Annotated in this window: 16 protein-coding genes; 1 reads left to right on the forward strand and 15 read right to left on the reverse strand. The window is 41.9% G+C overall.

The window, feature by feature from the left end; genetic code table 11:
- Nucleotides 1-40 precede the first annotated feature (40 nt).
- The 13 genes from GMC92_RS03270 to GMC92_RS03330 form a co-directional block, all read right to left on the reverse strand.
- Nucleotides 41-469, reverse strand: coding sequence for a lipoprotein BUG3 (locus GMC92_RS03270; RefSeq protein WP_241672878.1), 429 nt, complete (start codon nucleotides 467-469; stop codon nucleotides 41-43).
- A gap of 59 nt (nucleotides 470-528) precedes the next feature.
- Nucleotides 529-966: a hypothetical protein gene (locus tag GMC92_RS03275; RefSeq protein ID WP_118095298.1), complete on the reverse strand. Its 438-nt coding sequence runs from the start codon at nucleotides 964-966 to the stop codon at nucleotides 529-531.
- An 18-nt stretch (nucleotides 967-984) separates the two neighbouring features.
- Nucleotides 985-1,422 (reverse strand): hypothetical protein, encoded by a 438-nt coding sequence (locus GMC92_RS03280; protein WP_155199714.1) that lies wholly within the window; start codon nucleotides 1,420-1,422, stop codon nucleotides 985-987.
- 49 nt (nucleotides 1,423-1,471) lie between these two features.
- Nucleotides 1,472-1,915 carry a hypothetical protein gene (locus GMC92_RS03285; RefSeq protein WP_118095299.1) on the reverse strand — a complete coding sequence of 148 codons (444 nt, stop codon included), beginning with the start codon at nucleotides 1,913-1,915 and terminating at the stop codon, nucleotides 1,472-1,474.
- 67 nt (nucleotides 1,916-1,982) lie between these two features.
- Nucleotides 1,983-2,432 (reverse strand): hypothetical protein, encoded by a 450-nt coding sequence (locus GMC92_RS03290; RefSeq protein ID WP_118095300.1) that lies wholly within the window; start codon nucleotides 2,430-2,432, stop codon nucleotides 1,983-1,985.
- Between the two features lie 496 nt (nucleotides 2,433-2,928).
- Nucleotides 2,929-3,999, reverse strand: a complete 1,071-nt coding sequence (locus tag GMC92_RS03295) for an ABC transporter substrate-binding protein (RefSeq protein ID WP_118095301.1) — start codon at nucleotides 3,997-3,999, stop codon at nucleotides 2,929-2,931.
- Nucleotides 3,996-4,769 carry an ABC transporter permease gene (locus tag GMC92_RS03300; protein WP_003016507.1) on the reverse strand — a complete coding sequence of 258 codons (774 nt, stop codon included), beginning with the start codon at nucleotides 4,767-4,769 and terminating at the stop codon, nucleotides 3,996-3,998. The genes GMC92_RS03295 and GMC92_RS03300 overlap by 4 nt, the downstream gene beginning before the upstream one ends.
- Nucleotides 4,766-5,572 carry an ABC transporter permease gene (locus GMC92_RS03305; protein ID WP_003011144.1) on the reverse strand — a complete coding sequence of 269 codons (807 nt, stop codon included), beginning with the start codon at nucleotides 5,570-5,572 and terminating at the stop codon, nucleotides 4,766-4,768. Before GMC92_RS03305 ends, GMC92_RS03300 begins: the two co-directional genes overlap by 4 nt.
- The gene (locus GMC92_RS03310) at nucleotides 5,553-6,710 is read right to left on the reverse strand and encodes an ABC transporter ATP-binding protein (RefSeq protein WP_045759571.1); all 1,158 of its coding nucleotides are present in this window, start codon (nucleotides 6,708-6,710) and stop codon (nucleotides 5,553-5,555) included. The genes GMC92_RS03305 and GMC92_RS03310 overlap by 20 nt, the downstream gene beginning before the upstream one ends.
- Before the next feature lie 207 nt (nucleotides 6,711-6,917).
- Entirely contained in the window at nucleotides 6,918-7,814 is an 897-nt protein-coding gene (gene murB, locus GMC92_RS03315; protein WP_049492025.1) for a UDP-N-acetylmuramate dehydrogenase, read from the reverse strand.
- Nucleotides 7,815-7,932: 118 nt separating this feature from the next.
- A complete protein-coding gene (locus tag GMC92_RS03320; RefSeq protein ID WP_155199715.1) occupies nucleotides 7,933-8,913 on the reverse strand; it encodes a hypothetical protein in 981 nt (326 codons plus the stop codon).
- Between the two features lie 83 nt (nucleotides 8,914-8,996).
- The gene (gene thrB / locus GMC92_RS03325) at nucleotides 8,997-9,863 is read right to left on the reverse strand and encodes a homoserine kinase (RefSeq protein WP_049492031.1); all 867 of its coding nucleotides are present in this window, start codon (nucleotides 9,861-9,863) and stop codon (nucleotides 8,997-8,999) included.
- Nucleotides 9,864-9,865: 2 nt separating this feature from the next.
- A complete protein-coding gene (locus GMC92_RS03330) occupies nucleotides 9,866-11,152 on the reverse strand; it encodes a homoserine dehydrogenase (protein ID WP_023918393.1) in 1,287 nt (428 codons plus the stop codon).
- Nucleotides 11,153-11,327: 175 nt separating this feature from the next.
- Here GMC92_RS03330 and GMC92_RS03335 point away from each other — a divergent pair, with 175 nt between their 5' ends.
- Nucleotides 11,328-12,206 carry a polysaccharide deacetylase family protein gene (locus GMC92_RS03335; protein ID WP_049492061.1) on the forward strand — a complete coding sequence of 293 codons (879 nt, stop codon included), beginning with the start codon at nucleotides 11,328-11,330 and terminating at the stop codon, nucleotides 12,204-12,206.
- 260 nt (nucleotides 12,207-12,466) lie between these two features.
- Here GMC92_RS03335 and GMC92_RS03345 read toward each other — a convergent pair whose 3' ends face one another.
- A complete protein-coding gene (locus GMC92_RS03345) occupies nucleotides 12,467-13,312 on the reverse strand; it encodes a CPBP family intramembrane glutamic endopeptidase (RefSeq protein ID WP_049492035.1) in 846 nt (281 codons plus the stop codon).
- Between the two features lie 49 nt (nucleotides 13,313-13,361).
- Nucleotides 13,362-13,934 carry an HD domain-containing protein gene (locus tag GMC92_RS03350; RefSeq protein ID WP_155199716.1) on the reverse strand — a complete coding sequence of 191 codons (573 nt, stop codon included), beginning with the start codon at nucleotides 13,932-13,934 and terminating at the stop codon, nucleotides 13,362-13,364.
- Nucleotides 13,935-13,942: the final 8 nt, after the last annotated feature.

Genomic DNA, 13,942 nt, shown 5'->3' on the forward strand with positions numbered 1-13,942 from the left:
ACTTTTAATTGATCTATCAACTGAGTCACTCGAAAATTTCTTAATCTATGCTTAAGTTTTGTCCCAGAGACATCGTCTTTAAATTAATCTTTCCATCTTCCACGACTACATCAACTCGCCAACTAGATTCAGGATTTTTATCAAATCCACCAAAAATGAGAATCATTTCGTCACCACCTTGAGGTGTTCCATTTCCTGCCACGCCCCACTCAGTTTCATCCCAATATATTTGAACGGATTCAACTTTCGGATTTTGGGCTTTCACAAAATCGACGATTTCTTGCTCGTGTTCTTTCAAATAGGTTAGCTGCTTTTGTTTAATGGTTTCTTTGTCTTCTTTTTTGGTTGAAGAGGTCCCAGTTTGCGCTTGTCTGCTCTTTTCACGTTCCTGCTTCACACATCCTACTAGACATCCAAGTGTTGAAACGAAAGCAAGTGCGATCATCAGATTGTTTATTTGTTTTCTCATAATTTTATTTCGTTTAAAAGTGATTCCTCTATTGCATCTCTCATTGTCTAACGGACGGATCATTTCTTTTCTACCCGATACAAACTATCAGAACCAATTGAATCTATTTTAGGCATCTTATTTTCGTCTAACGTAAAATTCAAGCTAAAATTTGTTAGATCACTTCCATTGGCATAACCATAAACTAATAGTATTTCGTCACCTCCCTGAGGTGTTCCATTACCTCCTACAACTGTTTTAATGCTGTCCCAGTCATAAGACACCTGCGTAATGTTAGCATTATGAGCTTTAACATAGGCTGTCATTTCTTGCTCGTGTTCTTTCAGATAGGCGAGCTGTTTTTGTTTAATGGCTTCTTTGTCTTCTTTAGTTGATGAAGAAGCGATGTGATTTATTGGTTTCGTCTGTTTTTTTGGATTTCCAAGACAGCCTCCAAGGCTTAAAAATCCAGCAATGGCAACAACTGTTACCATGATTTGTCTTGTTTGTAATTTCATAGCTTTTCCTTATCCAAATTACTCAAATACTTCTCCTCCAACACCAAAACCATTGCTTAACATCATAGTTTTTAGATCAGGCATTTCATTAACAATCTCAATCGTGACATTCCAACCAGAATTTTCAATATGATTAAAACCACCATACAACTCGATGATTTCGCCACCTCCTTGAGGAGTTCCGTTGCCTGCTTCGCCCCATCGAATATCACTCCAATTAACCTGAATGGATGCTATTTTAGAATTTTTTGACTTTACAAAATCCACGATTTCTTGTTCATGTTCTTTCAGGTAGGTGATTTGTTTTTGCTTCGTCGCTTCTTTATCTTCCTTGGTTGTCGAAGGGGTTACAATGGGTGCTTGTTTCGTTTGCTCTTTTGATTTTATGGTACATCCTCCTATACTTGCAAGGAGAGCTAATGTAGTGATTAATTTAAACGCCGTTTGTTTTATCATGTGCTATCTTTCTCTAAACCAGTTCGTTTTCAAAATGTATTGTACTTACTTAGGAAATAGGCTTTCCGTCAATCGTAGGTTCATGAAGCATAAACATTTCTCGCATGTTAATTGATTGATCATCATTAATTGGAATATCCACTCCCCATCCTGAGTTCTCGATATGATTAATGCGCCCAAAAACATTCATATAATATTCGGGAGTTGTAAGACCACCATCACTCATCTGAGTTTGATCCCAATCAATCTGAACGGATTCAACTTTCGGATTTTGAGCCTTTACAAAATCGACGATTTCTTGTTCATGTTTTTTCAAATAGGCTACTTGTTCTTTTTTTATCTCTTCTTCTGATTTTTGAATGACTTTCTTTGAAGAAGTGGTTGTTATCTTCTGCTCCGGTCTTTTGGTCAGTGTCATGATTTTTCCTCCTAGAAAAACAATTCCTAGGATCGGTAACAGAATAATCAAAAATAATTCCAGTTGTCTCTTCATCTCTTCTTCTCCAAACTATGATAGACTGCCAAAAATAACCACACTTCGAATCAATCTATCAATTTAATCACTCGAAAATTTCTTGACCTATGCTTAAGTTTTGCCCAAGTGACATCGTCTTTAAATTAATCTTTCCATCTTCCACAACCAAATCAACTCGCCAACCAGATTCAGGATTTTGATTAAATCCGCCAAAAATGAGAATCATCTCGTCACCACCTTGTGGCGTCCCATTTCCTGCTACTCCCCACTGAGTTTGATCCCAATCAATCTGAACGGATTCGACTTTCGGATTTTGGGCTTTCACAAAATCGACGATTTCTTGCTCGTGTTCCTTGAGAAAAGCTATTTGTTCTTTTTTTATTTCTTCTTCTGATTTTTGTACGACTTTCTTTGAAGATGAGGCCGTTATCTTCTGTTCGGGTCTTTTGGTCAGGGTCATGATTTTTCCTCCTAGAAAAACCAGTCCTAGGATCGGTAACAAAATAATCAAAAATAGTTCCAGTTGTCTCTTCATCTATTCTTCTCCAATCCTTCCTTTCATGACTGGATGGGCCAGTCACTTTCCTTACTATTATAGCATCTTTCATTTGAATCTCAATCTAACTCACTAGTTAGAGACTATATGCAGCAATCATAAAAGAACTTTCGGGGTTCTTCTAGAATATAGGTAATCCTTTTTTACAAATAACAACCTAAGTGATGCTAAGAATTCAAATGTTGCATTTATGTAGAGTATCTAAATATATAATGAAACTTTCCGCTGTGAGAAAAGTGCTAGAAACACCATTGTTTCTAGCACTCGGGAGTTTTGGGAGTAAAACAGTTTGGGAAACTGTTTTAGCCTGAGCCTAAAAATTAAAAAGCGAAGGGGTTCAAAACTAAGTCATGGAACTTCGTGGATTGCTGAAATCATCCACTGGATAATTTCACCTAACGTCCGTACTCACTTAAGGAAAGTTTCTAAGAGGAGTTTATCTTCAATCAAAAAGGAACCCGAAGGTTCCTTTTTGTTATTTTCGATACATCTTGACCTGAAGGTAAAGATCGTTATAGACTCCAAGCAACTTCTTGCCTAATTGTTGATAGACTTCCAAATGGTCCAGTGTTTCATCGCTTGGATAGAAGGATTGGTCATTTTGGATTTCTTTTGGCAACATGGCTTTGGCTTTTTTATTTGGCGTTGAGTAGCCGACATAAAGAGCATTTTTTAAAGCATTTTTAGGACGAAGCATGAAGTTAATGAAGGCATATGCTGCTTCTTTATTTTTCACGGTTTTTGGAATGACAATGTTATCAAACCAAAGGTTGCTGGCTTCAGTTGGGACGACATAGCGAAGATCCTTATTGGCTTCGAGCATTTGGCTGGCTTCTCCTGAAAAGGTAACCCCAATAGCCGCATTGTTTTGGATCATATAGCCTTTCATCTCATCAGCAACCAAAGCTTTGATGTTTGGCGTCAAGGTGTAGAGTTTATCTACTGCCTCTTGCAATTTCTTTGGATCCTTTTCATTGAGGCTATAGCCCAAGGTATTGAGACCAATTCCCATGACCTCACGCGCACCATCGTACATCATGATGTCATTTCTGTACTCTTCACGCCAGAGATCTGACCAATGTTCAGGAGCATTTTTGACCATCTTGGTATTGTAGATAATCCCCAAGGTACCCCAGAAGTAAGGGACTGAATATTGGTTACCCGGATCAAACGATTGGTTCAAGAGTTTTGGATCAATATTTTCCATCCCTTTGATCTTTGATTGGTCCAACTTTTCAACCAGATGCTCATCCATCATCTTAGCAATCATGTATTCACTAGGAATCGCAATATCGTAGGTAGTTCCCCCTTGCTTGATCTTAGTGTACATGGCTTCGTTGGAATCAAAGGTATCATATTGCACCTGAATTCCTGTTTCTTTGGTAAATTCCTTGAGCAAGTCTGGATCGATATAATCTCCCCAGTTGTAAATGACCAGCTTGTCACTATTCTTGGTATTCATGCTCGCTTCGATCTGGTGGCTAATTCCCCAGAGGACCAGAATGACAAGGACAATCCCAGTTAGGAATGAATAAAGTTTTTTCATGCTGTTTCCTCCTTTTCACGGGTAATAAAGTAATAACCGATGACCAAGAGCACACTAAAGAGAAAGACAAGGGCAGACAAGGCATTGATACTGAGGGAAATTCCTTGACGGGCACGTGAGTAGATCTCTACAGACAAGGTTGTAAAGCCATTTCCAGTTACAAAGAAGGTCACGGCGAAGTCATCAAGCGAATAGGTAAAGGCCATAAAGTAGCCCGCAATGATGGCTGGTGTCAGATACGGCAACATGATCTCTTTGAGCATTTGCACTTGAGTAGCTCCCAAGTCATAGGCAGCATTAACCATATCCCGGTTCATTTCCTTGAGACGTGGCAAGACCATCAAGACCACAATGGGAATCGAGAAGGCCACGTGGCTAGCCAGAACAGATAGGAAACCTAGCTGGTACTTCACCGTCGTAAAGAGAATCAAGAAGCTGGCCCCAATCATAACGTCTGGTGCTACCATGAGAATGTTATTGATGGAGAGCAAAGGTCCTTCTAACTTTTTCTTGGATTGGTAGATATAAATGGCTCCAAAGGTTCCGATCACCGTCGCAATCAAGGCTGACAAGAAGGCCAAGAGGAAGGTCTCTGATAAGATCAGCATCAGGCGACTATCTGCGAACAATTCATTGAAATGCTCAAGCGTGAAGCCTGTGAAGGCATTCATATCTCCCCCTTTATTGAAAGCATAAAAGATCAAATAGAAGATTGGAAGATAGAGGATCAGAAAGACGAAGCCTAGATAGAAATGAGATACTTTTTTCATCGTTCTCTCCTTTCTCTCGTTGCCCACATGGTAAAGAGCATAGCAAGGATCAGAACAACTCCGATGGTAGAACCCATTCCCCAGTTTTGTGTTGTTAGGAAGTGCTGTTCAATCGCAGTCCCTAAGGTAATGACGCGATTTCCACCGATCATCCGTGTCAACATGAAGAGACTCAGACTAGGAATAAAGACAGACTGCACACCTGAGCGGACTCCATTCATGGACAAGGGGAAGACCACATGACGGAAGGTATCCCAACGATTGGCTCCCAAATCATAGCTGGCATTGATCAAGTTTGGATCCAAGTCATCTAAGACATTAAAGATCGGCAAAATCATAAACGGCAACTCGATGTAGCTGGCTACAAAGATAAAGGAGAAATCGGTAAAGAGGATCTGCTGGGGAGCGACTCCGAGAAAGCTTAAAAAGCTATTGATGGAGCCGTTTTGCCCAAAGATTCCGATAAAGGCATAGGCCTTGAGCAAGAGATTGACCCAGGTTGGCAAGACGATCAACATCAACCACAACTGCCGGTGTTTGAGCAGCGTCAAAAAGTAAGCAGTCGGATAGGAGATCAAGAGCGTCACCAGGGTGACAATTCCGGCATAAAGGACCGAATTAAAACTCATCTTTAAATAGGTCAGATTTTGCGAAGTAAAGAACTCTTTGTAGTTTTCAAGTGAAAACTGCCCTTCAACGTTGAAAAACGATTGAAAGATGATCATGACTACAGGAGCCAAGACAAAGAGAAAAATCCACAAGAAATAGGGGAGGATAAATAGATTAGAGGTTGTTTTCTTCATCTCTTTCCTCCTCAATGGCATTAATCAAACCAGCTTCTTGCTCTTCCACTTCAACGTACTCTTCGATCCGCGCATCGAATTCTTCCTCGGTTTCATTGAGACGCATAACGTGGATATCTTCTGGTTCAAAGTCTAGCCCGATGACTTCTCCCACAATGGCCTTACGAGTGGAGTGAATCATCCACTCATTACCCAAATCATCATAGGCGATGATCTCGTAATGCACACCACGGAAGAGCTGGGTGTCCACCTTCACTTGGAGCTTGCCTTCTTCAGGAAGGGTGATTTGCAAGTCTTCTGGACGAATGACGACTTCAACTGGTTCATTTGGACGCATCCCTCCATCGACGGCTTCAAAGCGTTTGCCATTGAACTCAACCAAGTAGTCCTCGATCATGCGACCATCTAGGATGTTGGACTCCCCGATAAAAGTCGCTACAAAGTGGTTGATCGGTTCATCATAGATATCAACCGGTGTACCAGATTGGACGATCTCTCCTTCATTCATGACAAAGATCCAGTCACTCATTGCAAGGGCTTCTTCTTGGTCGTGGGTAACAAAGACAAAGGTAATGCCCAAGCGTTGTTGCAATTCCCGCAACTCATACTGCATGTCTGTCCGAAGTTTCAAGTCAAGTGCAGACAAAGGCTCATCTAAAAGGACTACTCGTGGTTCATTGATAATAGCCCGTGCAATAGCTACCCGCTGGCGTTGACCACCCGATAATTTTTGGATCGAGCGTTTTTCAAATCCTGCTAACTGGACCATTTTCAATACTTCTGAAACCCGACGTTCGATCTCAGCCTTGTCCAGCTTTTTCAAACGAAGGGGAAAAGCCACATTTTCAAAGACCGTCATATGCGGAAACAGGGCATAGGACTGAAAGACGGTGTGGACATCCCGCTTGTTGGTAGGGACATCATTGATCCGTTCCCCATCAAGGTAGACATCTCCAGAGCTAGCATCTAAAAGACCGGCAATTATATTAAGGATAGTTGATTTTCCTGATCCAGATGCACCGAGCAGGGTATAGAACTTCCCTTCTTCCAATTCAAAATTGATATCCTTTAGGACAACGGTTCCGCTATCTTCAAAGACCTTTGTAACATTTTTAAACTCAATAATTGGTTTTTTCAATTCACATAAATTCCTTCTTTACTACGATTACCAAACTGCTTTTCAAACGAAAACGCAGCGGCTGACAGGAAGACCTGTCAGGCCACCAATACCTCTCGGGGACTTACTAGACTGCCCCACCTATTTACGGTATCGATAGGCACTCACCCCCTCTCCGACTGATGCTATCGATGGTTCACTATCAATTGTTCTTCAATACTTAAGTTCTTAGGCTTGGCCGATTATGCGAACTTCTGGTTCTAAACGGACGCCTGAGTGAGCTTCTACTGCCTCAATGACATGGGCGATCAAATCTTCGTAATCCTTAGCAGTTCCATTGTCGACATTGACCATAAAGCCGGCATGCTTTTCAGAAACTTCCACACCACCGATTCGATAGCCTTTCAGACCTGCTTCACTGATCAATTGACCTGCAAAATGACCGACAGGACGCTTAAAGACGGATCCACAAGAAGGGTATTCAAGGGGTTGTTTCAACTGACGAAGATGGGTCAACCGATCCATCTCCTGCTTGATTTGCTCGTGATTGCCAGGAGACAAAGCAAATTTGGCAGAGATGACGACAGCACCTGTCTCTTGAATCTTAGATTGACGGTAGCCAAAAGCTAGTTCACTCGCTGACAGAGTTTCGATCTCTCCGTCTTTGGTCAAGACCTTACAGGATACTAGGACATGCGCGATCTCTCCTCCATAGGCTCCCGCATTCATAAAGACTGCACCACCGACACTGCCTGGAATGCCACTAGCAAACTCAAAACCTTTCAAACTATGGTGCAAGGCCACATGGGTGGTGTCGATGAGTTTAGCACCTGCCTCTGCTTCGATCACATACCCATCCACACTGATGTCACGCAAGCGATCAAACATAATGACAAATCCCGGAATGCCCCCATCGCGGACAATGATATTGGATGCATTGCCCAGGACCATCCATGGAATTTGCTCTTGGTTGGCAAATTGAACGATGCGTTTTAATTCGTATTGGTTGCGGGGAAAGGCTAAAAATTCAGCATTCCCACCTACCTTTGTGAAGGTATAATGTTTTAAAGGTTCTTGAAAACGGATATCAATCCCTTCAAGAATTTGATTTATTTTTTCATTCATCTTTCTGTCTGCTCTCTCTCTATAAAAATACAAACTATTATACCAAATTTTTGACTATTTTTCGACCCTAAAAAACAAAAGAAGACCTATAATATTCAGGCCTTCCTTTTATCATTCATTATGCAATTTTACGAGCAATGGCACGATTCTTTTGTCCATCCAGAGCTGATTTGACCGAAATCCAAGCACCACCAAGAGTAAAGACAGCTAAGAGTGCTAGATTCAAGTAAAATTTATCAGGGACATCCCCTGAGAATGTCGCTTCATTGAGAAGCGTCCAGGACATATCAAATGGCAAATCCAGTTCACTCATAAGCGCCAAAGTATAATCTAATTGGTTGACCAAAAAGACGGTCAAGACCATCAAAATAGCTGAAACTACCACACCTTTTTTAGTCAATTTCTTACCAAGAATCTCATAACCTTTGATGGTACAATAACCGAGGGCAGCCCCTGCTAAAACAGATACATAGCCAAGACGCGCTAACAAGAGGGCAACTGCTCCACCGATGATTACACCGATCACAGCCCCTACAATCCCCAAAAGGAAGTTTTCTTCCCGCGCTTCATAAGCCTCAACTGTATCTTGCACTTCGGCTTGGTAGGCTCTAAAGGTTGCATCGTCGATTAAAAAGATCGCATCTCCAATTTGATACAGACCGATTGGTCCTTCCTCACCCGTTTCCGCATTCACTTGCACAAATTGGTGGTTGAGTAAGAAATCAACAATATCTTGGATAGCTGTCCATAAGGTTTCGACAGCCTTCCCTTTGATCATTCCACCTTTGACAACGATCGAGGTCAAGTAACCATCAGAAGAGATAGCATTAATGGCTTTTGATTGTTCTTTTAATTCATTCCAAAGAATTTCACTATCTTCGATCAAGTCTCCTTCGGAACCTTGTTTCACACTGAGTGAAATGGTAAATACATTCTTGGTTTGAGCGCCTTCAATGACCAACAAGAAGCCTTCACGCTCTCCATACATCACACGAGCTTCGCCATCAAATTGCAGACCAAGATCGGTAGCAATACTATATAAATATTCTGGTTTCATGTTTCCCCCTAGATTTTCAGGAAAGCTTGAGCTTTTCCCCATACTGTTCCCATTCTACCATAGGAGAAGCAAAAAGGACATATACATTCGTATACATCCTTCTTTCATTTGTGTTACATTCGGGTTTAATTCTCAACACGAACGCCAAATGTGTCAATTTTAAGTTGGAAAATCTGACCATCTAGCCCGAGTTTTTCGAGAGCTGCAACAAAGGCTGCTGCATGCTCTGGCGCTAAGAGGTTCATGATCGTTGGGCCTGCTCCCGACAGATAGGTGGCGTAAGCCCCATGCGCATGGGCGACTTCTTTGACCTGAGGAAACTCTTTGACAAGAGATTGACGGTAGCGTTCGTGGAAATGATCAGACTCGATGGAGCGACCAGCCGTCAGCAAATCTCCCTTGAGGAGAGCTGCGATAGCGACATTGGCTACGCTACTGGCTGCAACAGCTTCCTTATAAGACCATTCTTTCGGTAGGACATTCCGACTATCACTGGTCTTCAATTGGTAGCTCGGTACAAAGGCCACAAGGTCACAGCTTGGGAAGTCAGCCGTGACATATTGGACATCTTCACCGATGTAGCTCGCAATGACCATATTCCCAAAGATAGCTGGAGCTACATTATCCGGATGACCTTCGATCTCGGTCGCGATGCGTAATTTCTCAGCGTCTGATAGCTGGAGGTTGGCTAATTGGTTGGCCAATTCAATCCCTGCGACAATGACCGAGCTAGAAGAGCCAAGACCACGCGCCAAAGGCACTTCACTAGTCATCTTGATCCGATGGGGTTGCATATCAGTTGAGATAGAAAGAGCTGTTGAGAGCAAAAGGTTTTTCTCATCTGTCGGAATCCCTGCTCCAAGATCATGCTCAATAAACCAAGCATCTGCTGGTTCAAGGACTTCAATGGTCAAATAGCGAGTCACGGCAATCCCAACAGAATCAAATCCTGGCCCTACATTGGCACTGGTTGCTGGAACAATAATTTTCATGCTTATTCTCCCAAGACTTTAAAGGTATTCAAGAGTTCGAAATTCGCCTCTGAATCCAATTTTTCAACCAAGTTCTTGAATTGAGTTTGGTTAACTTGGTGAGTAATGATGACAACACTTGCATAGTGACCATCTGAGTCTTCTTGAAGGATTTGCTTGAAGGAAGCTCCTTCTGCATTAAAGATTTCCGCAAGACGCAAGATTTGACCAGTCGCATCTGGTGCCTTGATTGAGAAGTAATAATTGTTCTTCACGTCTTCTGGCTTAGCCAATTGAAGAGGGCGACTGTATTCATTGAAGGCTTTACCGATCGTTCCTTCTTTTAGACGACGGACAATGCGGACGAGGTCGGCTACGACACTTGTCGCAGTTGGTTTTTGACCAGCACCTGGTCCGTAGTACATAGACTCACCAATACCGATGGATTCCACATAGACCGCATTCATGACATCATTCACTCCTGCGAGTGGATGTTGTTTTGGAAGGAAGGTTGGTGTCACTTCTGCTGCGATCCCTGACTCTGTTTCAACGATAGATCCGACCAGCTTAATGACATATCCAAGGCTTTGAGCAACCGATACATCTTGAGGAGTGATCTGGCTAATTCCTTTGTGACCTACTTGGTCAAATTGGATATTCATCCCAAAAGCGAACTGGCTCAAGATCACCATCTTGTATGCAGCATCGATACCTTCAACGTCGTTGGTTGGATCACTTTCAGCGTAACCAAGACGTTGCGCTTCTGCTAAAGCATCCTCATAAGTCCAGCCTTCTTCGACCATTTTGGTCATCATGAAGTTAGATGTTCCATTGACCACCCCGAGCACTTTGGTCACCTTGTCGGAAGCAAGGGAATTCACCAAGGTCCGAAGGATTGGGATCCCACCAGCTACGGCAGCTTCATAATAAAGAGCCACTTGGTGTTTTTTAGCAATCTCTAGCAACTCGCTTCCATGAACGGCAAGAAGGTCTTTGTTAGCAGAAACCACGTGCTTCCCTGCTTCAAGAGCACGGGTGATAAAGGTCTTAGCTGGCTCGATACGACCCATCAATTCAACCACGATGGCAATGTCCTTGTCTTCAATGATCTCATCGACATTGGTCACAAAGTTGTAGTCATGACCAGCAGCTTGTAATTTTTCCTTCTCAGCATCATCTCGAACCAAGACCTTGGCGATCTCGATTTCATCTTGAGCTGCCTGGGTGATTTTTTCATGGTTTTCTTTTAATAAAAATGGTACGCCACTTGCAACAGTACCAAATCCTAGTAAGGCAATCTTAACAGACATCCTATTGACTCCTTGAATTTTCTATAGTAGCTCCATTATAACAAAAACTTGAGCGTTTGACAGCCAATTGCCTTAAAAATTCTGAATTTTCATGACAGGATCTGCCTGTAGCAAGTTCTGGAAAAGAACCTAGAATTTGTGGTACAATAAAGAAAATAATGAAAACGGTGACACTATGAGTAAACGAAGAGTACCTAAAAAAATCAAAGCCCTACTTGGAATCAATGCCCTCCTACTGGTCTGTATCTTTATTTGTAGCTTTCTTCTGATCAAGCGGATCACTCAGCCGAATGAGGGGAATACCAGTGGCACTGCCATGACGCGTTCTCTCGAAGAAGGTAGCTCCTCTATCGAGTGGACTCGGGTGAAAAAGCCGGTCAAACTGCCCATCCTCATGTACCACTCCGTGCACAATATGGCCGAGTCTGAAGCTGCCAATGCTAATTTGATCGTTGATCCAGAAACCTTTGAAAGCCAACTAAAGGCCCTAAAAAAAGCGGGTTACTACACCCTGACACCTGGGGAAGCCTATCGCATCCTCGTCAAGAACGAAGTACCCAAAGGAAAGAAATTTGTCTGGCTGACCTTTGATGATGGCGTCGAAGATTTCTATACTATCGTCTATCCGCTTCTTAAGAAGTACAAGATGACCGCCACCAATAATATCATCACGGACTTTACCCAAAAGGAAAAAGAAAATGTCCTGACCTTTGACCAAATCAAAGAGATGAAAAGTGCTGGCTTGACCTTTGAAAGCCATACGGTCAATCATCCAGACCTAGCCAATTCCAGTCTTGAGACCCAAAAGAATGAGCTAGTTGCTTCTAAACGCCTGCTAGATAAGGTGCTGGATCAAAATACCAGCGTTATCGTCTACCCATCCGGTCGCTACAGCCAGGTCACGATCGACCAAGCCAAGAAAGCTGACTACAAACTAGGCCTCACCACTAAAAATGGACTAGCCAGCTCCGCTGATGGACTCTATTCCCTCAAACGAGTCCGGATCCTTCCAACCACTACAGGAGAGGATCTCCTAGCCATGATCCAAGAATAAAGAAAGAGAGTGGGACAGAAATCGGTAATTCGTTAGAATTCGATTTCGTCGTCCCACCTCCGCACAGTTGAGTAGGGCTGTAAAAGCTGATGAAATCAGCGTAGTAGAGCCCACTCAACCACTGCGTCTTGCTCGACAATCCAAAAATAATTGAGAGGCTAGGACTTTTGTCCCAGCCTCTTTTGTTAGAGTTACTTATAAAAAATTTTTTATCGTTGATTCATAAACTGTAATAGGATTCAAAAATTTTTAAAAGAGCTTCAACATTGATTTGCTATAGTCTTTGACTTTCTTTTATAAATGCTCAAAACAATTGCAAATGACAACAACTGCCAAAGAATAATTCTTACTATCTGCAAGCTATCTGATTCAGAATTTGAGACAACATGGACCAGATTTGAAGCAAGATTGTTGAAAAGATGATCTCCTAGTCCTAGCCACAAGGAACCTGTCATTTTGTAAAGTAAGGACCATTTGATGCTCATCATTCCCGCTAGGATAACATAGCCAATCCCCATGGTAATAAGATTTAAGAGTGACGATTCTCCTTGAAGATAATCTCTGAACGGCATTGCCAAGTGCCATATTCCAAATAGGAAGGCTATAAAGAATAGACTCTTACGGTAAGAAATCCCTTCAAGAATTTTGGTGAAAAGGCCACGAAAAACTCCTTCTTCCATCCACACGTTTATCAGGTTAAATAAGATACTTAACATGATAAACAAGATACCTGCTTGTGATCCTTTTTCGTTTGTTAAGGAAAAACCACTGGCATAAAACGATAAGTGAACATTGCCATGAAGAAACAAGAGAACAATACACTCAACTGTATATGCAAAGATGGAGCACACTAAACCAAAGAGCAGGCCATTTCCTATACCTCTTATAATTCCATTAGGTGTAAAACCAATATCTATCCATCTTAATTTGCTAATTGAAAGAATTCCCCACAATAAAAGTATTCCAAAAAGTTTGTGTAGAAAATTCTCCGATAAAAAAGTATCATCTGTCCTCATATACAAGTATTCGAATAGCCTTGCTACTGAGCAGATAACAAATATAATTGAACAACTTAAAATAGGTTTCTTTATTAGTTGATTTAGCATATCTTTCTTTCAAATAAGTCTTTTATAAAAGTTAATTTCAATATTTCACTCAGTCCAATTCCTTCTCTAGTTCTTTTAGAAAGGTGATTAAAAATTGATGGCGACTTTCTGCCATTTGTTTGGCAGTCTCCGTGTTCATTTCATCTTTTAAGAGGAGCAACTTGTCGTGGAAATGTTGGACGGTATCAGTAAGGGGTCTCCCTTTGTGGCCACCATAGGAAAAAGTTCGCGCAATTCCTACAGCTCCTATCGCATCGAGCCGGTCTGCATCCTGGACAATCTTGCCTTCTAAGGTTTCTGGATGTTTACCGCGATTTTTGCTGAAAGAAACAGCATTGATTACCCGACAAATCTGCTCGATTTGGTTTTTAGGAGTACCGATCTCTTCTAGAAACTTACGAGCATTCGCATGATTCTCTGTTTGAAACAATTTATCATCATCAGCATCGTGAAGAAGAGCTGACAAGCCCACTATCTCCAGATCACATGGACCTTCTGCTTGTGCGATTCTCATAGCATTGGTATAGACGCGGAGGGTATGCTCCACATCATGGCCATCCGCTCGATCAGCAAATAAGGATTTTACATACTGCTTAGCAGCTTGGATTCGTTCTTCGATCATCGTTCTTG

This window comes from Streptococcus parasanguinis (assembly GCF_009717775.1).
Taxonomy (GTDB): domain Bacteria; phylum Bacillota; class Bacilli; order Lactobacillales; family Streptococcaceae; genus Streptococcus; species Streptococcus parasanguinis_AG.